General features: G+C 35.5%; 16 protein-coding genes. All 16 read right to left on the bottom strand.

Annotated elements, in window-relative coordinates:
- Positions 1 to 37: 37 nt before the first annotated feature.
- A complete protein-coding gene (gene spoVK, locus CDZ89_RS11370; RefSeq protein WP_406564890.1) occupies positions 38 to 988 on the bottom strand; it encodes a stage V sporulation protein K in 951 nt (316 codons plus the stop codon).
- 500 nt (positions 989 to 1,488) lie between these two features.
- Positions 1,489 to 1,716, bottom strand: a complete 228-nt coding sequence (gene hfq / locus CDZ89_RS11375; RefSeq protein ID WP_096154561.1) for an RNA chaperone Hfq — start codon at positions 1,714 to 1,716, stop codon at positions 1,489 to 1,491.
- The gene (miaA, locus tag CDZ89_RS11380) at positions 1,700 to 2,692 is read right to left on the bottom strand and encodes a tRNA (adenosine(37)-N6)-dimethylallyltransferase MiaA (RefSeq protein ID WP_100333721.1); all 993 of its coding nucleotides are present in this window, start codon (positions 2,690 to 2,692) and stop codon (positions 1,700 to 1,702) included. The genes hfq and miaA overlap by 17 nt, the downstream gene beginning before the upstream one ends.
- A 120-nt stretch (positions 2,693 to 2,812) precedes the next feature.
- Complete coding sequence (gene mutL / locus CDZ89_RS11385) at positions 2,813 to 4,693, bottom strand: DNA mismatch repair endonuclease MutL (RefSeq protein WP_096154563.1); 1,881 nt, start codon at positions 4,691 to 4,693, stop codon at positions 2,813 to 2,815.
- 13 nt (positions 4,694 to 4,706) lie between these two features.
- On the bottom strand, positions 4,707 to 7,322 hold the full coding sequence (mutS, locus tag CDZ89_RS11390; RefSeq protein ID WP_096154564.1) for a DNA mismatch repair protein MutS: 2,616 nt from the start codon (positions 7,320 to 7,322) through the stop codon (positions 4,707 to 4,709).
- Positions 7,323 to 7,428: 106 nt separating this feature from the next.
- Entirely contained in the window at positions 7,429 to 7,968 is a 540-nt protein-coding gene (locus CDZ89_RS11395; RefSeq protein ID WP_100333722.1) for an outer spore coat protein CotE, read from the bottom strand.
- Positions 7,969 to 8,313: 345 nt separating this feature from the next.
- Positions 8,314 to 8,751, bottom strand: a complete 438-nt coding sequence (locus CDZ89_RS11400) for a YlbF/YmcA family competence regulator (protein ID WP_096154566.1) — start codon at positions 8,749 to 8,751, stop codon at positions 8,314 to 8,316.
- 1 nt (position 8,752) lies between these two features.
- The gene (gene miaB, locus CDZ89_RS11405) at positions 8,753 to 10,291 is read right to left on the bottom strand and encodes a tRNA (N6-isopentenyl adenosine(37)-C2)-methylthiotransferase MiaB (protein WP_096154567.1); all 1,539 of its coding nucleotides are present in this window, start codon (positions 10,289 to 10,291) and stop codon (positions 8,753 to 8,755) included.
- A gap of 435 nt (positions 10,292 to 10,726) precedes the next feature.
- On the bottom strand, positions 10,727 to 11,593 hold the full coding sequence (locus tag CDZ89_RS11410) for a 2-oxoacid:ferredoxin oxidoreductase subunit beta (RefSeq protein ID WP_096154568.1): 867 nt from the start codon (positions 11,591 to 11,593) through the stop codon (positions 10,727 to 10,729).
- Between the two features lies 1 nt (position 11,594).
- Positions 11,595 to 13,331, bottom strand: a complete 1,737-nt coding sequence (locus tag CDZ89_RS11415) for a 2-oxoacid:acceptor oxidoreductase subunit alpha (RefSeq protein ID WP_096154569.1) — start codon at positions 13,329 to 13,331, stop codon at positions 11,595 to 11,597.
- 261 nt (positions 13,332 to 13,592) lie between these two features.
- Entirely contained in the window at positions 13,593 to 14,516 is a 924-nt protein-coding gene (locus CDZ89_RS11420) for a dipeptidase (protein WP_096154570.1), read from the bottom strand.
- 127 nt (positions 14,517 to 14,643) lie between these two features.
- A complete protein-coding gene (spoVS, locus tag CDZ89_RS11425; RefSeq protein ID WP_029281188.1) occupies positions 14,644 to 14,904 on the bottom strand; it encodes a stage V sporulation protein SpoVS in 261 nt (86 codons plus the stop codon).
- 153 nt (positions 14,905 to 15,057) lie between these two features.
- Positions 15,058 to 15,852 (bottom strand): TIGR00282 family metallophosphoesterase, encoded by a 795-nt coding sequence (locus CDZ89_RS11430; protein ID WP_096154571.1) that lies wholly within the window; start codon positions 15,850 to 15,852, stop codon positions 15,058 to 15,060.
- 436 nt (positions 15,853 to 16,288) lie between these two features.
- A complete protein-coding gene (gene rny / locus CDZ89_RS11440) occupies positions 16,289 to 17,851 on the bottom strand; it encodes a ribonuclease Y (protein WP_096154572.1) in 1,563 nt (520 codons plus the stop codon).
- Between the two features lie 407 nt (positions 17,852 to 18,258).
- The gene (gene recA, locus CDZ89_RS11445) at positions 18,259 to 19,296 is read right to left on the bottom strand and encodes a recombinase RecA (RefSeq protein ID WP_096154573.1); all 1,038 of its coding nucleotides are present in this window, start codon (positions 19,294 to 19,296) and stop codon (positions 18,259 to 18,261) included.
- A 232-nt stretch (positions 19,297 to 19,528) separates the two neighbouring features.
- Entirely contained in the window at positions 19,529 to 20,767 is a 1,239-nt protein-coding gene (locus tag CDZ89_RS11450) for a competence/damage-inducible protein A (protein ID WP_096156947.1), read from the bottom strand.
- Positions 20,768 to 20,777: the final 10 nt, after the last annotated feature.

A 20,777-nucleotide genomic window follows, 5' to 3' on the forward strand; every position in this document is an offset into this window, starting at 1 on the left:
GTTTTCACTAACATACTACCGAGCTATTACTATTATTTCACCATTTTAAAATTAAATCTCTACTTTCGATTGTTATAAGATCGCTTCTTTCATATGTTTCTCTTAAAAGTAACCTCATAGCTTGTGCACGAATAGACTTTTCTATTATATTTCTGACATACCTACCATTACTAAATGCTGATGGAAGTAAAACACCTTTCATCTGTAACAAATGATCTCGCAGTTTCCATTCCGCTTCTTTACTTAAAACATATTGCCTTTCTTTCAACATTCTATATGTTATTTCCATCAATTCATCTACCGTGTAATCTGGAAAATCAATTATAATAGGAAACCTCGAAACTAAACCCGGATTTGTTCTCAGAAACTCTTCCATTTCCCTTTTGTAACCTGCAAGAATCAAAATAAACTCATGTTGTTTATCTTCCATATGTTTTACTAAAGTATCTATTGCTTCTTTACCGAAGTCCTTTTCCCCGCCACGTGCCAAAGAGTAAGCTTCATCAACAAAAAGAATTCCCCCGAGCGATTTTTTTACTAAATCTCTCGTTTTTTGCGCAGTATGTCCGATATATTCTCCAACTAAGTCTGCTCTTTCCGCTTCGATTAAGTGTCCTTTTGATAATACGTTCATTTCTAAAAAAAGTTTTCCAATTAACCTAGCTACCGTCGTTTTACCCGTACCTGGATTTCCTTTAAACATCATGTGAAGAACTTGTTTTTCCGCTTTCAACCCTATTTCTTCTCTTTTTTTGTTAACAAATATCCAAGCATATATTTCTTTCACTATTCTTTTCATCTCGCCTAAACCTACAAGCTCCCCTAATTCCCGCTCTATATCATTTAACACTTTATGTTGCTCGGTAGGAGCACTGCTTCTTAATGGTTCATTATCCACTTTAACGTGTGTGACTTTAAGAGGTTTTTTCTTATTATTATTTAATACAATATTAATTTTTCCGTTATGATTAGTCATGGATGGGTCCAAGAACGTGTCACCTCTCTTGACTGTTATACTAATAACTTTCCGTTTTTACAACATTTGACAAAGTTTGTGGAATTCTCATTTATTTCTACAAAAAACATTATTATTTGAATAAAAACGAAAGAAAGTGTCATTTTATGCGCTTTCCCGAGAAATAATTTAATTTTCAAATTATTTTTATCCATTATTACCTACTATATGTAAGATAAGCTTGTCTGATTCTTTTTGGATTGGATGATAATATGTAGGAGAATTAATGTACAAAGGTTAACTTTTTTAAAAAGAAGAATAATGTGTTAAAGTGAGCTGTTGATTTCCGTGCAAGGCTTCGCTTTCCGCGGGCGGTAAAAAGGAAGGTTATTTTCACTGTCGTGAAAAAACCTACTCCTCGGCGAGTGCCTGTATCGGAAAGGAACGGGCATGGTTTGATTTCTAGTTATTATAAAACAAAAAGCATACGATTAGAGCGAAAAAGAATAATAAAAAAACCAGCAAGCGCTGGTTTAGGATTCCATATCAAATTGTACATTCTTTTGCGGAGAGAAAGTCGAAATTGCATGCTTGTAGATTAATTGTTGCTTTCCTTCTGATTCAAGTAACACTGTAAAATTATCAAAGCCTTTTATTAAACCACGTAATTGGAAGCCGTTTAATAAAAAAACTGTTACACTCGTACTATCTTTTCTCAATTGATTAAGGAATTGATCTTGAATATTAATCGTTTGTTTCATTTTTCTTCCTCCTCTTATCTCTATAATGGTTATTATTCGCCTCAAGTTCTAGCTTTCCTGCAACAAAATCAAATATTTGATCTAACTTTTCGTCTAATGGCTCGGTCATATCAAACCAAGTAACATCCATTTTATTTCGAAACCAAGTTAGTTGCCTCTTCGCATAGCGCCTTGAGTTTTGTTTAATTAATTCGATTGCCGTTTCTAAAGATGTTTTCCCTTCAAAATAGTCAAATAGTTCTTTATAGCCGATAGCTTGAACAGACTGACAATTTCTTATATTTCCATCATACAATGTTTTCACTTCATTAATCAAACCTGAATCCATCATCATGTCGACTCTTCTATTAATTCGTTCGTATAATTTCTTTCTGTCCATCGTTAAGCCTACCATTGCAACCTCGTATAAAAGTTCATTATGTTGGTTTTCGGTAAAGGAAGAAAAGGTTTTTCCAGTAGATTCAAATACTTCAAGAGCCCGCATTACCCTTCTTACATTGTTAGGATGAATAGTTTCAGCACTTTTTTGATCTACCTTTTGTAACATTGAGAATAAGTGCTCTTCGCCTTTTTCTTCTAAAAGTCCCTCTAGTTGATTGCGTATCTCTTCATTTCCACCCGATTCAGAAAACTGATAGTCATATAATACAGATTGAATGTAAAGCCCTGTACCACCAACAATCATCGGTACTTTCCCTCTAGAGGTTATCTCATCAATTAACATTCTAACTTCTCTCTGAAAATCTGCAACTGAAAAAGATTCTGTTGGTTCTTTTATATCAATTAAGTAATGTGGAATTCCATCCATTTCATTTTTATGTATTTTAGCCGTACCTATATCTAGTTGTTTATATATTTGCATGGAGTCGCCACTAATTATTTCACCATTCACTTTTTTAGCGAGTTCTATGCTTAATTTTGTTTTTCCCACAGCTGTAGGCCCAATTAAGACAATTAGTTTCTTTTTCTCTCCCAAAATAAAGCCCTCTTTCTATTTACTATAACAAGATATTAGTATACCCAATTTTGCAGAAAATATAAGGTAAAGTAAAAATTTTTCACTAGCTTCTTAAAGTAGAAGCTAGTGAAAATACAGTTACATTATTCTTTTAAACATTTTTTCCAATTCATACGTAGAGTAATGAATGAGTATTGGCCTTCCATGTGGACATGTGAAAGGATTGTTTGCTTGGCGCAACTGCTGTAGCAATGAGACCATTTCATCGTGCCTTAAATGATGATTTGCTTTTATGGAAGCTTTACAACTCATCATGATTGCTGCTTCTTCTCTAAGCTTAGCAATATTAATCGACTTAGAAGTCGTAATTTGCTCCATCATTTCTTCAATAATAGAATGCTCATCCCCACGAGGAAACCAAGTTGGATGTGAACGAATAATATATGTCTGATGTCCAAACGGTTCGAGAAATACACCAACCTTTTTAAACTCTTCCAGATTTCCCTCTAAAAACAAATACTCCTCCGGCGAAAACTCCATTGTAAGCGGAACTAATAAATCTTGTACTTCTCGTTCTGTATTACCTAACTTTTGGAAAAAGTATTCGTAATTAATTCTTTCCTGTGCAGCATGTTGGTCAATTAAATATAATCCACTTTCATTTTGAGCTAAAATATATGTGCCATGCATTTGACCAATAGGATATAATGTTGGAATTCTTGGTTCACTTTTTGCAACATTCCATTTCGTTGCGCTCTCATCTTCTACATGAGTAATGCTTTCTGAATTATGGTCTACATCAGCTATAAATCCGTTCGGATTATTTACTACATGAGGCAAGATTTGATCTTCTATTACTTCATTATCTTCTTCCACCTTCACAAAAAAGTTAGGAGAAGGCTCCCTAGTCAACACTGGAGCTTGTTCTTGTTTTTGAGTCGTCGAAGGATTTTGTAGAGAGAAAACTTGTTGCTCATCTTTCGCATACGTTTGTTTTGTATGTTTAGGTGTTACATTTGCTTCCGGTATTAATTGAAGCTTCTGAAAAGCATTCTTAACCCCTTCTGTAATAAGATCATACAGTTCATCTTCCTTACTTAACCTTACTTCTAATTTAGTCGGATGTACGTTTACATCTACTAATATAGGGTCCATTTCAACTTGTAAAAAAGCTATAGGATATCTTCCTATCGGTAATAGTGTATGATAGCCTGCTTGAATCGCTCGTAATACTGTATAGTTTTTTACAAACCTACCATTAATAATCGTAGATATATAGCTTTTGGACGCCCTGGTTATTTCTGGTAGACCAATATAACCCGTCACTTTAAAGTCTAAAGAATTTAAATGTATAGGAATCATTTTTTTAGCTACGTTCATTCCGTATATAGCAGCTAGTACATGTAAACTATTTCCTGTACCATTTGATTGGAAAATGGTTTTGCCATTATGATTCAGTCGAAACGAGATGGAAGGATGGGCAAGTGCTAAACGATAAACAACATCTGTTACATTTCCAAGCTCTGTGTGGATTGTTTTCAAGTATTTTAAACGGGCAGGCGTATTAAAAAACAATTGAGAAACGACAATATCCGTTCCTTTTCGGGCATTTGAAGCTTTTTGTTCCACTACATGCCCACCTTGTAATTTCACATACATACCTGCATCTGTACCCGTACTTGTAGTCAATTCTAATATGGACACAGAAGCAATACTCGGAAGTGCTTCACCACGAAATCCAAGAGTGCGAATTCGGAATAAATCATTCTCGTCTTTAATTTTACTTGTTGCATGTCGTTGAAAAGCAGTTAGACAGTCTTCATTGTCCATACCATCTCCATTGTCAAGAACACGTATCTTTGAAAGGCCAGCTTCTTCTAGTTCAATTTGAATAATCGATGCATTGGCATCAACCGCATTTTCCACTAACTCTTTTACAACGGATGCAGGGCGTTCTACTACTTCACCTGCAGCAATTTTATTAGATAAGTGCTCGTCTAACTGAAGAATTTTCCCCATCTATTCCACCTCCTTACTTAAGTTTTTTGTGCATTTTATAAAGCACATTCATTGCATCCATAGGAGTCATATCCAATAAATCTAACTTCTTTATTTGTTCCACAATTTCTACAGCATCAGCTGAAACAGACTCTTGCTTGCCCTTCTTCGCAGCTTTCTGTTCCTCTTCAAAGAATGATAGTTGCGAAAGCTCTTCGACTTTATTAGCTTGTTGATAAGGTGCTGCAAGTTTGTCCGATTGCTTCTTTGACTTCCCTTCATTTTCCAACTGTTCTAAAATGTATTGAGCTCTTTCTATAACCTTTTTTGGTAGTTCTGCCAACTCTGCCACATGAATTCCGTAACTTTTATCAGCTGGCCCTTCTTTCATTTTATGAAGAAAAACAACTTTTCCATTTTGTTCTACCACACTTACGTGAATATTATGAAGTTTACTTAGCTCTTCTTGCAGGGAAGTTAACTCGTGATAATGTGTAGAAAATAACGTTTTCGCTCCAATTTCGGTATGAATATACTCAATTAATGCTTGTGCAAGTGCCATTCCATCATAGGTCGACGTACCTCTTCCAATCTCATCAAATAGAATTAAACTATTTTCTGTAGCATTTACAATTGCATTTCTAGCTTCTAACATTTCAACCATAAATGTACTTTGACCAGAAATAAGATCATCCGCTGCACCAATTCTCGTAAAGATTTGATCAAAAATAGGTAGGGCAGCTTCATCAGCAGGAACGAAACAGCCAATTTGCGCGAGAATGGATGTTAATGCTATTTGCCTCATGTACGTACTTTTACCGGACATGTTCGGTCCTGTTATAAGCAAAACTTCTTTTTCTTTGTTCATCAAACAATCATTTGGAACGTATTCATTCGAGTTTAACACTTTTTCTACCACCGGATGACGACCATTTCGGATAGAGATTACTCTGTCATTCGTAAAGATTGGTTGAACGTATTGACGCTTTTCACTAACCGTTGCAAAACATTGAAGCACATCTAGCTCACTAACCGCTTTGGCTAAGCTTTGAAGTCTAGGGATATATTGTTTTACTTGCTCTCTCAATTGAAGAAACAATTCATATTCTAATTGAACAATTTTTTCTTCTGCTTCTAAAATTAAGGTTTCTTTTTCTTTTAACTCATCCGTAATATATCTTTCAGCATTTGCTAATGTTTGTTTTCTTTCGTATCTTCCTTCTTTTAAAGAAGCAATATTAGACTTTGTCACTTCAATAAAGTATCCAAAAATTCGGTTGTACCCTATTTTTAACGACTTAATGCCAGTTAACACACGCTCACGCTTTTCTAATTCCGCAATCCATGTCTTTCCATTCTTTCTTGCATCCCGATACTTATCAAGTTCTTCGTTAAATCCATCTTTCATCATATTTCCTTCTTTAATCGATAAAGATGGGTTTTCTAATAAACTGGTATTTAGCAATAAGACTAGTTCTTCACATTCATCCAATCTTTCATGTAAAAAACGTGTGTCAACAGGAAGATTCATAACAAGTTGTTTTAACTGTGGTACTTGTTTTATCGATTTTAGTAATTGCACTAAATCTTTTGCATTTACATTTCCAAATGCGACTCTTCCAGCTAATCTTTCCAAATCATAAACTTCTTTTAATGAAATGCGAATATCTTCTCTAGCAAAAAACTCATTCATAAGTGTTGCTACCATCAGATGACGTTTTTCAATATGTGATGGAGTAATTAATGGCCTATCTATCCATTTCTTTAGTAACCTAGCACCCATAGCAGTAACCGTCTCATCTAACAACCAAAGTAAAGAACCTTTCTTCCCTTTCGCTCTAATTGTTTCCGTCAACTCTAAATTCCGCTTTGAATAAATGTCCATTTTCATATATTCATCTAAAGTGTAGAAAATAGCTGCCTGTATATGATCAAGACTACGTTTTTGTGTCTTTGTTAAATATTGCAACAACCTACTAACGGTTGTGCGTAAGTTTTCTTGTACTAGCTCGTCCACAACATATTGTAGATTCATAGGTGCAGTAGCGTCATTTTCAAAAGAGATAGTTAATGACATACGGTCTTGAATTTCTTTTAGTAATTGTTCAGAAAATGTATCAGCAACTACTAATTCTTTCCCACCAATAGAATATAACTCGTTCACTAAAGAAGTAGATCCATTGGAGATGTATGTTGTAAATACTTCTCCCGTCGTTAAGTCCGTATAGGCAAGCCCAAAGGACCCTTCTTCAAACTCGGTAACAGAAATAAGGAAATTGTTTTGTTCATCTAATACACCTTTTCCTTCCATTACCGTACCAGGTGTAATGAGTTGCACAACTTCCCTCTTCACTACACCTTTCGCCTGTTTCGGATCTTCCACTTGTTCACAAATTGCCACTTTATATCCTTTTTCTATTAACTGCTCTATATAATTAGGTGCGGAATGATGAGGAACCCCACACATAGGGATTCTTTCTGAACCTCCACCATCTCTACTTGTTAATGTTATCTCAAGCTCCTGTGAAGCTTTAATTGCATCGTCAAAAAACATTTCATAAAAATCGCCTAAACGAAAAAATAAAAAGGCATCTGAATAATCTGCCTTTACTCTTAAATATTGTTGTATCATCGGCGTGTATGTTGCCATCTTAATCCCCCAACATTTCTAAAAATCTTGTACAAATTTATTATAACATATATCGAAATTATCTAGACAAAGAAAAAACTAGGAAGACATCTCCCTAGTTCAACCTTTATTCTTCATAGCCATCCACAATGAAGTCTGGGTTTAAATCTTCAAACTCTTCATCATCCACATCCCAATCCGTCTCATCATTAAGAGCATCAGGGTGAACTTCTACACATACTTTTGTTTCACCGATTACTTCACATAAAAATTCTCTTTCTACTTGAACAGCGATTTTATGAGAATCTGGATCAATTGTTGCTTCTAAACAGTTAGGTTGTTGAAGTACGCGAGCAATTACTTCATGTTCATCACCGAAACTGTTTTCATCTCTATACTTCAGCTTTACAACATCAGTATAAGAAACTGTTTCTGTCACTACTTGCGTTTTCGTATTCTCATTGTAAGAAAACCAAATGTTCGTATCATATTTCCCCACTACTTCTACTGTATCGCCTACTTTTTTAGCATCATATTTGTGGTTAATTACCCAACAACCTAAAATGCTCGTAGGACGATGTGTAGGACTGATCGTATGAGTTGATTGTGTGAACTTACGGCCCTTCCCTGTTACACCTCTTGTAATTATTTCTCTGTATTCAGACATTCGAGCATACACCCTCCTCATTACAATGTTCATTTCATCCTATGCGGGTCAAATGACTATTGTGCTTTAAATTTAAAATCATAAACAAATGAAATAATTTCTTTACACAATTACGTATAGTTCATTCTATGCATGGATTTCTAAATATGTGCCTAATTTTTTCAAGTAAGTTAAGTTACATGTTTCCGTTTCGTTCATTCATAACAGTTAAGTAAAATATAGGCTTATAAATCATATGAGGAGAATGGGCTGGATGTTCCTTTTCAAGAAGATTTTTAATAAATATTTATGTTTTACTTGATTTGAAGACTAAAAAAAGACGAGATAGCTCTCGTCTTTTTTACATTAGTGGCTACAGCTGCTGCCGTGGCTATTTTTTACATAAGAACCAGTTTCGCCGCGTAGGACGTCTCCACCAGTAGTTTCAATAATATCATCTGTCACCGTTTTTGTAATAGTAGAAGCTACTAATTGTAGTAAGTCATTTACATCTTGTTGTGAATCTTTAAACTGTTGTACAATCGGAATCTCATCAAGCTCTTGTAAAATGTTGTCTAGTTTTTCTTCCGTCTTTTTAAGTGCTTCAGGCTTATTATAGTTTTGGAAGTTAACAGCTTGTTTTTGAAGACTCTTAACACTCGCTACCATTTCTTTAACTTTTTGATTTTCGTTAATTTGAGCTTCAGCACGTTTAAAAAAGTCTACTTCTTCCGATTCAGAAATCATTTTAGCTAACTCACGTGCACGGTCAATGATATCTTTTTTTGTATATTTCGTTGTCATCTTAGTTCACCTCTACCTTTTCTTCTACCATTTCTCCATTAAGTGTCCATGTTTTTGCTTTTGTCACTTTTACTTTTACAATTTGACCAATAGCAGATTTTGGACCTTTGAAGTTAACAAGTTTGCTCTTTGCTGTATATCCAGCTAGTACATCAGGGTTATTTTTACTTTCTCCTTCGACTAGAACTTCGACTACTTGACCTTCATAAGCTTTTAATTTCTTTGCGGAAGTTTCATTAACAAGCTCATTTAATCTGTGTAAACGTTGTTTCTTTACTTCCATTGGTACATTGTCTTGCATTTTAGCAGCTGGTGTACCTTCTCTTGGTGAATAAATGAATGTAAAAGCAGAATCAAACTCAACTTCACGGTAAAGAGACATTGTCTCTTCAAACTGCTCGTCTGTTTCATTAGGGAAGCCAACTATAATATCAGTTGTCATCGAAGCGTTAGGCATTGCTTCCTTAATTTTACGAACTAACTCTAAATATTGCTCACGGCTATATTTACGTGCCATTAATTTTAATACTTCAGAACTACCAGATTGAACTGGTAAATGGATGTGGTCTAAAAGGTTACCACCCTTAGCCAATACATCAATTAATCTATCATCAAAATCACGTGGGTGACTTGTAGTGAAACGGATACGCGGGATATCGATTTTTCGAATCTCCTCCATTAAATCACCTAATCCGTACTTCATATCTTCGAAGTCTTTACCATATGCATTTACATTTTGGCCAAGTAGAGTGATTTCTTTATAACCTTGTGCAGCTAATTGACGTACCTCTTGAATAATATCTTCAGGACGTCGGCTACGCTCTTTACCACGAGTATAAGGAACAATGCAATACGTACAGAACTTATCGCAACCGTACATAATGTTTACCCAACCTTTAATAGTACCTTTACGTACTTTAGGTAGGTTTTCAATAACGTCTCCTTCTTTTGACCAAACTTCCACAACCATTTCTTTGGACATGTAAGCTTCTTTTAAAATGTGAGGTAGACGGTGAATGTTGTGCGTCCCGAATATCATATCAACTTGTTGGTATGTTTTTAAAATTTTATTTACAACAGACTCTTCCTGAGACATACATCCACAAACACCTATTAATAAGTCTGGTCTTTCTCTCTTTAGGTGTTTTAAATGACCTAACTCACCAAAAACTTTATTCTCAGCGTTTTCACGAATAGCACACGTGTTTAGAAGAATAACATCTGCATCTTGTACCGTATCTGTTGGCTCATAACCTAAGTTAAGGAAGATACCTGCCATAACTTCTGTATCATGCTCATTCATTTGACAGCCATATGTGCGGATATAGAACTTTTTACCTTGTCCTAAACCATGAAATTCTTCAGGAATCTCAAAATCTTTTTGATATTTCACTTCTTCTTTACCACGTTTCTTTGCTTCTTTTAAACTAGGTGGTACATATACAGATTCAAAGTATCTACTAAAGTCCTTCTCGGATTTTTTGTCCGATGGAGTTTCAGTTACTACTTGTTGAGATGCTAATCGTTGCTTTTCGTTCAATATAAAAACTCCTTTCAATTACACTTGTAAATAAACAAAGATATTCATAAATTTCCAATGAATAATATACTACACATTAACATAGTATATAATTTTATTGAATCTTAAACAATACATAAGCTAAAGTTGTAGAAATATGGACAAATTCATTTATAACCGCTGGTGATTGGCTCATACAAAAGGTTAATTATAAATAGCTATGTTAAAGACCGCTGTTGATTTACGTGCAAGGCTTCGCTTTCCACGGGCGGGGTGGGAGCCTCCACCTTGCAAGGAATTCAATAGCTTGAACTTACAAAATATAAAAATTAAGTTTTAACACAGGCTTTATAAAAAGGGGTAACATCCTATACGTTCGTTTCCAATTCAGAAAATTACTTTCTATGGACTAAAACAAAGGCTTCTTCCGATAGTGGAAGAAGCCTTTATTATTTATTACATGAACTCTTTAACTAATTGATCGAAGTCTTCTTGAGTTAAGTTTAAATCAGCTTTTGCTAATGGAGATTCGCTATAGCTAGGAACAAGTTCTTGGTAAGATTTTTGTTCTTTGTTTTGGTAGATTAAACCAGTAACTAGACCGTTATGCTCCATTAATGTTTGCATTGCTTTCACTTTACTGTGAGCGTCGTAACCTTCAATGTCACTTAGCTTCGTTAAGTTCTCTTTAAACCAGTCATACGTATTTACTTTGTTGTAAGTAACACATGGACTAAATACGTTGATTAGAGAGAAACCTTTATGGTTAATACCTTGCTCGATTAATGAAGTTAAGTCTTTTAAATCTGTTGAGAAACTTTGCGCAACGAATGTTGCACCAGCAGTAAGCGCCATTTCCATAACGTTTAATGATGACTCAATAGAACCTAGCGGAGTAGACTTTGTTTTAAAACCAAGTTCACTACGTGGAGAAGTTTGACCTTTTGTTAATCCGTAAATTTGGTTATCCATAACAATATATGTTACGTCGATATTACGACGGATAGCGTGGATTGTATGTCCTAAACCAATCGCAAAACCATCTCCATCTCCACCAGAAGCAATAACAGTTAAATCTTTGTTAGCCATTTTCACTCCTTGGGCAATTGGAAGGGAACGACCATGAATACCATGGAAACCGTATGAGTTAATATAACCAGAAATACGTCCAGAACAACCGATTCCTGAGATTACTGCTAAATTTTCTGGCTCTAAACCAACATTAGCGGCAGCACGTTGAATTGCAGCTTGTACTGAGAAATCTCCACAACCTGGGCACCAGTTAGGTTTTACATTATTTCTAAAATCTTTAAATGTTGCCATCTTATAACAGCTCCTTGCACTTTGCGTGAATTTCTTTCGGTAAGAATGGATCTCCATCATACTTCAAGATGCTACTAATTTTTTCAGCATGTCCAACATTCATTTTCAAGATGCTAGTAAGCTGTCCTGTAGCATTATATTCCACAACAAATACTTTTTTAGCCGCTTTTACATGTGGAAGGATTTCTTCCGTTGGGAATGGATGAACTAGACGTACTTGAGCGTGGTTTGCTTTCACACCATCAAGTTCTAGTCTTTCCATCGCTTCTTCAATTGTACCTCTTGTAGAGTTGAATCCAACGATTAATACATCTGGATCTTCATGCTTTGCATTAACATACACAGGCGTATCAAATTTAATGTTATTTAGTTTGCGTAAACGCTTATCCATTTGAGCTTGACGGTTAGCAGTAGCTTCAGATGGTTTACCTGTTTCTTCATGTTCAACTCCTGTTACATGGTGGATACCATTTTTCATACCAGGTACAACACGAGGAGAAACTCCATCTTCTGTTACTTCATAACGTTTGAAGTAGCCTTTGTTTTCGATTTCAGGTAACTCTTGATTTGGATTGTATTTACCACGACGAACTTCAATTTTAGAGTAATCTAAAGGATCAACTGTTTGTTTACCTAAAGATAATTGTAAGTCAGTTAAAAGAATAACTGGACATTGATATTCCTCAGCAATGTTAAAAGCTTCAATAGTGTCATAGAAAGCTTCTTGTACTGTACTTGGTGCAATTACTACTTTAGGAATCTCACCATGTGTACCGTAAATCATAGCCATTAAGTCAGATTGCTCAATTTTCGTTGGTAAACCAGTACTTGGTCCTCCACGTTGAGTGTCTACAACAACTAGAGGAGTTTCCGTCATACCAGATAAACCGATTGCTTCCATCATTAAAGATAAACCAGGTCCAGCAGAAGCTGTTAACGTACGAACACCAGCATAGTTCGCACCAATTGCCATTGTACATGCAGCAATTTCATCTTCTGTTTGAATTACTGTCCCACCGAATTTTGGAAGTTTCTTAATTAAGTACTCCATAATTTCAGATGCTGGAGTAATTGGGTATGCAGGCATAAAACGAGAACCCGCAGCAACAGCACCGAAAGCGATTGCATCGTTACCAATCATGAATAAACGATTTTGACCATCCGCTTTTGCTAATTGCATGGTTTGTACATTTTCGTCGCTGTCTTTTACAAAATCAAAACCAGCTTTAATTGCTTCCATGTTCTTTTCTACGATTTGTGCACCTTTTCTACCGAAGATTTCTTGTACAACTACACGAAACGCTTCGATATCTAGATCTAAAATCGCACTTGATGCACCTACTGCAACCATGTTTTTCATTAGTGAAGTTCCTAGTTCAGTAGCAATTTCTGTAAATGGAACCGCATACAAAGTAGCTTTTCCATCTTCAGGTACAGATGGGTTAAATTTAGCGTCAGCAATGACAACCCCACCTTGACGAAGTTCATGATAGTTTACATCGATTGTTTCTTGGTCAAAAGCTACTAATATATCAAGATCATCAGAAATAGAACGAACTTGTGTAGTGCTAACACGAATCTTATTGTTAGTATGACCACCTTTAATACGTGAAGAGAAGTGGCGGTAACCATATAAGTAATATCCTAAACGGTTTAATGCGATGGAGAAAATTTCACCTGTACTTTCGATACCTTCTCCTTGTTGCCCTCCAACTTTCCATGAAAGTTGATTGATCATGTGTCTTACACCCCTTTAAAAAATGCGCTCAATGTCACAATTTGTAGTCGAATAATATTGTAGCACTTTTCCAATCAAATAACTATAAATTACGCTCGGATAATTCAAAAAATTAAGTTTGCATTGATTTTGGATATGTACTAAACGCTTTCATTTTAGACCTATTTATTTAAAAATACAACCCTTTGATTAAATTTCTTTAGAAAAATTCTAAAAATTTTTTCAGTAAAACATGTAAGCGATATTATTTTACAGAAAATCCTATTGTTTATGGTATTTCCGAACAAAATTATTAAATAAAAAATTATTTACTTGTGTTTCAGAATAATATTTTTGCAGCATATTAATCAAATCACTATATTTACTGTAATTTTCTAATCCCACTACAGTTTCATCGATTCCATCAAAATCCGAACCAAAACCAACATGTTTTTCTCCACCTAATGAACATATATGTTCTAAATGTTTAAGAGCATCTGTTATAGTTGCTTTTCCATGTTGCACTAAAAACTGTGGAACAAATGTAATTCCGATTACACCATCTTTTTTAATTATTGCATTTATTTGTTCATCCGATAAATTTCGAGGGTGATCGCATAATAATTTGACGTTAGAGTGTGAAGCTATTACCATCTCACCAATGTCCATTACCTCCCAAAATCCTGTTTCGGATAAGTGTGATACATCCGTCCATACATTTGCTAAGTTGTTTTGGATAACAACTTCTTTTCCAAACGAAGTTAAACCTGCATTACGTTTCTCTAACACACCATCTCCAACTAGATTGGCATGATTCCATGTTAAGCCAATTGATGTAACACCAAGTCTATAAAAGGTTCTTAATTTCTCTAAACTTATACCAATCGCTTCACAGCCTTCTAGTGATAACATGGCACCAATCTCATCATCTTTTAAATTTTGAATATCTTCTTGAGACGTTACCAATCTCATTTTTGGAAAGTTCTTCAATATTTTTTGATAAAATATATCAATCATTTCAATTGTTACTTCAAACGCTCGATTAAGTTCATTTTCTGGTACATAAAGCGCAAAAGATTGAACTTTGGCTTTTGAATGTTTTAACTGGTCATATGTAATATGAAGTTTAGGACTATCTTTAAAATTTATTTTTCTATCTAGGTACATTTTATAAAGCACATCACTGTGCGCATCAAATATTTTCATAGTGTGTCATCCCCTTTGTATATATTATTACGTTTTATTATACAAATTAAGAATACCGACTGAATACAAAAAACCTGTAGTGCATTAAAAAATGCATACAGGTTTTATTATAGTTATGCATGAAATGTCATCTAGGTTCGATAATCAGTTTAATCGCAGTTCTTTCCTCGCCATCAATTAGTATGTCTGTAAAGGCTGGAATACAAATTAAATCTACACCACTTGGCGCTACAAAACCTCTAGCAATCGCTACAGCTTTTACAGCCTGATTTAGAGCCCCTGCACCAATTGCTTGAATTTCTGCTGCACCTCTTTCTCTTAACACTCCTGCTAGCGCTCCTGCTACAGAGTTTGGGTTGGACTTGGCTGAAACCTTTAATATTTCCATTTCTAGTTCCTCCTTAACGTTTACAGTGTATGGTGAATGACAGATGGTAGTCTGTATACTATTATCACTGCTACTATATTCAGGAGAACTTAAACATATTCCAGCTTGTATCATTTTATTTATCTAAATATTTAAAAAAAACGCAGTTATCAATCAATCAAAAAATGGATGGTCATCATTAATTAAAATTGGTTTAATCGTTTTTGCTATTCCAGTGTTCGTATCTATATCAATGATTACCCCATTTAATTGTGCTCTACCTGTTGTCACTTCAAACCTAACAGGTAATGATGTTATAAATCTTTTTAATACGGCTTCTCTTTCAACACCAAGTATTCCGTCATATGGGCCTGTCATACCGGCATCTGTCATATAAGCTGTACCTTCGGGTAATATTCGGTAATCGTTTGTTTGCACGTGGGTATGTGTACCAACAACTGCAGAAACTTTACCGTCTAAATACCAACCCATCGCTTGTTTTTCACTTGTTGCTTCAGCATGAAAATCAACAAAAATTATCTTTGTTCTTTTTCTCGCTTCTTCTATTAATTCCGATGCTTTTTCAAACGGACAGTCAATTGGTTGTAAAAACGTTCTTCCTTGTAAGTTGATTACAGCAATTTCTTTACCACTTACAGAAAAATAAACAATCCCTTTACCAGGTGTATCTTTATGAAAATTCGCTGGTCGAATCATTTGTTTTGCTTTGTCTATAAATTCGAAAATTTCCCTATTGTCCCACGTGTGATTTCCTAATGTTACTACCTGTGCTCCAGCGGCTAGGAATCCTTGATATATCTTCTCTGTAATTCCTTTACCACCTGCAGCGTTTTCTCCATTAACAATTGTTAATGCTGGGTTGTATTTACTTTTTAGTTTTGGTAAGTATTCTTTTACCATATCTCTACCAGGAGAGCCTACAACGTCTCCTATAAATAATATTTTCATATGTATTAATCCTTTCTTACTCTTTCTTTCTCACTAGTTTGTCATAATAACAGCTTTTTTTCAAATAAGTCTTCTATTTCTCAAAAAGGCTTTGTTAACGTTTGATGTTGATTTCCGTGCAAGGCTTCGCTTTCCGCGGTCGTGTCTAGTTTCAGCGGCTAGCTTCTCGAGACATAAGCCATGATTGCCTTGAGGACAAAAAGCATCCTCAATTTTTCCCTGTCTTATGCTTGTCGGAGCTGAACGAGCCGCTTCAAACTTTTCGTGGCGCCGGGAGCCTCCCTTGCGCAAGCGCCTGTGGGGTCTCCCGTTCCCCGCTTCTCCCGCAGGAGTCTCAGCGTTGCACGGAAATCAACAGGTATTAGTATTTAATTATCAACACTAAGCTAATAATATAGCTCTCAAAAAAAAAATAAAGTGGTGAGAGATCACCACTTTATTTTGCGTATTCAACTGCTCTTGTTTCCCTGATTACTGTTACTTTAATATGTCCAGGGTAATCAAGCTCTTCTTCAATTCGTTTACGAATATCTCTTGCTAGACGATGCGCTTCCAAATCATCGATAGAATCAGGCTTAACGATGATTCTCACTTCTCTACCAGCTTGAATAGCAAAAGATTTTTCAACGCCATCATAAGACTCTGAAATTTCTTCTAGCTTTTCAAGACGACGAATGTAGTTTTCTAATGTTTCACTACGTGCGCCCGGTCTTGCAGCAGATAATGCATCAGCTGCAGCAACTAGAACTGCTATAATCGAAGTTGCTTCTTTATCTCCGTGATGAGAAGCAATACTGTTAATGACAACTGGATGCTCTTTATATTTCGTAGCAAGTTCCACACCTATTTCAACGTGGCTACCTTCTACTTCATGGTCAACAGCTTTTCCAATATCATGTAACAAGCCCGCTCTGCGTGCTAATGTTTCATCTTCACCAAGTTCAGATGCCATTAAACCAGCAAGGAACGCTACTTCCATAGAATGTTTTAAAACATTTTGGCCATAGCTTGTACGGAATTTCAAACGTCCTAAGATTTTAATCAAGTCAGGATGTAAACCATGAACTCCTACTTCAAAAGTTGTTTGTTCTCCAACTTCACGAATGTATTCATCCACTTCTCTTCTTGATTTTTCAACCATTTCTTCAATACGCGCTGGGTGAATCCTTCCATCTTGAACAAGTTTATCTAACGCTAGACGAGCTGTTTCTCGACGAATAGGATCAAAGCCAGAAAGAATTACAGCCTCAGGTGTATCATCAATAATTAAATCAATACCTGTTAATGTTTCTAACGTACGAATGTTTCTTCCTTCACGACCGATAATTCGACCTTTCATTTCATCATTCGGTAAGTTTACTACCGACACGGTTGTCTCAGCAACGTGGTCAGCAGCACAACGTTGAATCGCTAATGATAAAATATCTTTCGCCTTTTTATCCGCTTCCTCTTTAGCTCTTAGTTCACTTTCTTTAAGCATTAGAGCAATGTCGTGGGATAGTTCGTTTTCAACACGGTCTAAGATAATGGATTTCGCTTCATCACGAGTTAAAGCTGAAATACGTTCTAACTCTTCTTGCTGTTTTCGCACCATCTCATCCGCTTTGCTCTCTAATTCTTCTATATGCTGTTGTCTCTCGTTTAGAGAATCCTCACGCTTTTCTAAAGAGATTTCACGTTTATCTAACGTGTCATCTTTTCGATCAAGGTTCTCTTCTTTCTGCATTAAACGATTTTCTTGTTTTTGTAGTTCGCTTCTACGGTCACGAATGTCTCTTTCAGCATCCGTGCGAAGTTTGTGAATTTCATCCTTAGCTTCTAGAAGGGCTTCTTTCTTTAAAGACTCAGCTTCTCTCTTAGCTTCTTCCACTATTTGTTCTGCTGCGTTTTTAGCCCCAAGGATTCTTTGTTCAGCAATGGTTTTACGAACATAAAAGCCAACAACTGCACCGACGACTAGACCAAGCAAAGCGGAGATGATAATTTGTAGAATATCCATTATTCCACCTCCTCTTGCTATGAATTTTTTATTGCTAGATTTCATTTGTCGGCATGTACATTGTTATGATAGTTTGTCAACATACTGCTCAAAGGCTTTTAGCTTTTTTATAGCTCTAAAATTCTAACAAAGTATAAAATATACATATTTAATTGTAAATGTGGAAAAATTTATTGTCAAGCTAGTCAGTACGTAGATTTCTTGTTTTTTGTCAATATGAGCTAGAAAATGACGAAATTTACAAAATATTTTTTACTAATTTTTATAAAACAGTAAAATCACATCAATTTTCCTCTTTTACTTATGTTTTATATAGGAATTTTTTTTCGTAAATAGCTTAAATAAAAAACTGAAAAAAGGATGCTTAAGATAATTGCATCCTTATTCTCAGCTTTAATAGCTTTTATTTATAGTAAATTAGAGTCATCTTGATCGGATTCTGGTGGTGCAACTACTTCTTCATCTAATCCATAATGATTTCTGATTTTCACATAGATTTCTTGTAAAAGTGCAGGGTTTTCTTTTAAGAATTGTTTCGCATTTTCACGACCTTGACCAAGGCGTTCTTCATTGTATGAGTACCATGAACCACTCTTTTGAACGATATCTAGATCAGAGCCCATATCAATTATTTCGCCTTCTCTAGAAATTCCTAGTCCGTACATTATATCTACTTCTGCCGTTTTAAATGGTGGGGCAATTTTATTTTTTACTACTTTAATTTTTGTCTTGTTACCCACCACGTCGTTGCCTTGCTTTAATTGTTCTGCACGACGAACTTCTAGACGGACAGAGCTATAAAACTTTAATGCACGTCCACCAGGAGTAGTTTCAGGGTTACCAAACATTACTCCAACTTTTTCACGAATTTGGTTAATGAATAGAGCGATTGTTTTAGATTTACTTAATGCTCCAGATAATTTACGCATCGCTTGCGACATTAATCTCGCTTGAAGACCTACGTGAGAGTCTCCCATCTCACCTTCAATCTCTGCTTTTGGAACAAGTGCAGCTACTGAGTCTACAACGATAATGTCTACTGCACCACTTCTTACTAGTGCTTCTGCGATTTCTAATGCTTGCTCTCCAGTATCTGGTTGAGAAAGTAATAGTTCATCAATGTTTACACCTAATCTTTGAGCATATACTGGATCTAATGCATGCTCAGCATCGATAAATGCAGCTTGTCCACCTTGATTTTGCACTTCTGCAATTGCATGTAAAGCAACTGTTGTTTTACCAGAAGATTCCGGTCCATAAATTTCTACCACCCTTCCGCGTGGATAACCTCCGGCTCCTAACGCAACGTCTAATGCTAATGAACCACTTGGTATCGTTGAAACTCTACGGTCCGTTTGTTCTCCTAGTTTCATAATGGAGCCTTTACCAAATTGCTTTTCTATTTGTTTTAATGCCATATCTAATGCAGCCTTACGATCGCTCATCAGTGTTCCCCCTTAAATATCTATCAATCTAACAACTACTATTACTATACAATTTTTCTTGTCATTTAGCAACTAAAAAACGAACATCTATTCGGTTTATTTTTTAAAATGCTACTGGTAAATTCATAATTCTCTTAGTGAAATTAGTAATTTCCTGCAAAAAATCAACGTAAAATAATAATTTTCAAAAAAACAAACTTGCAGCATTAATATACTCCAAGTTTGTTTTTGTCTACATATTAAGTTCTTTTAATAGATAATAACATCCATACTTTACAGTTCTTTGTCTAATAGTATCTCTAGTACCTGCTAGTTTCACGTGATGTACAACCGTTTTGCCACTCGGCAATGCAATACCGATGTAAACTGTACCGATAGGTTTTCCGTCCATCGTACCAGGTCCAGCAACACCTGTAAAGCTAATACCAATACTAGTGTTTAACAGCTCTTTCACACCTTCTGCCATCTCTTTTGCACACTCTTCACTTACAGCACCACAATTTTGTAATGTTTCCGAAGAAACATGTAAAACATTTTGTTTCACTTCATTTGTGTAACTAACGATACAACCTTCGAGTACAGAAGATGCTCCAGTAAAACTAGTCATTTTTTCGCTAAATAACCCTCCTGTTAAGCTTTCCGCACTGCTGATTGTGTATTGTGATTTTTCAATTCTGTTAAATAACACAGAAAAAATTGTATCTTCATCATAACCGTAGAAAAAATCTCCTACAATTGATTGGATTTTCTTTTCTGTATCATCCAATAGTTTTGAAGCTTCTGTTTCCGAATGGTGTTTTGCTGTAAGGCGAAGAGTTACTTCGTGATCACCAGCAAGCGGAGCTATCGTTGGGTTTGTTTGAGAATCAATAATCTCTTCTATCTCTGTTTCTAGTTGCGATTCCCCGATACCAAAGAAGCGAAGTACTCTAGAAAAAATTCGCTCCTTTACTCCTTGTACAGATGTAATATATTCACGACCATAGTTAAGAAACATAGGAATTAATTCTTTTGGAGGACCAGGTAATAACATATACGTATAACCATTTTCCGAAAGAGCCATTCCAGGTGCCATTCCTGTATCATTTTTCAAGACCGTACAACCTTCTAATACAAGGGCTTGTTTCTTGTTGTTCTCCGTCATTAATCGATTTGTTTTAACAAAATAATCTTCAATTGAAAGAAGTGCTTCTTCATCCATCACCAATTTTTTATTGAAAGAATTTGCAATTGTTTCTTTAGTTAAGTCATCCTTTGTAGGGCCAAGTCCACCTGAAAAAATAATAAAATTAGAGCGGGTTTTGGCATGGTCGATTGCTTTCGTCAATCTTTCCGAGTTATCTCCCACTACTGTATGGAAATAAACATCTACACCAAGTTCTGCAAGCTGTTCAGACAGAAACTGTGCATTCGTATTACATATTTGCCCTAACAAAAGTTCTGAACCAACAGCAATTATTTCTGCCTTCAATTTCATGTAA

The organism is Bacillus alkalisoli (assembly GCF_002797415.1).
GTDB lineage: Bacteria > Bacillota > Bacilli > Bacillales > Bacillaceae_I > Bacillus_CD > Bacillus_CD alkalisoli.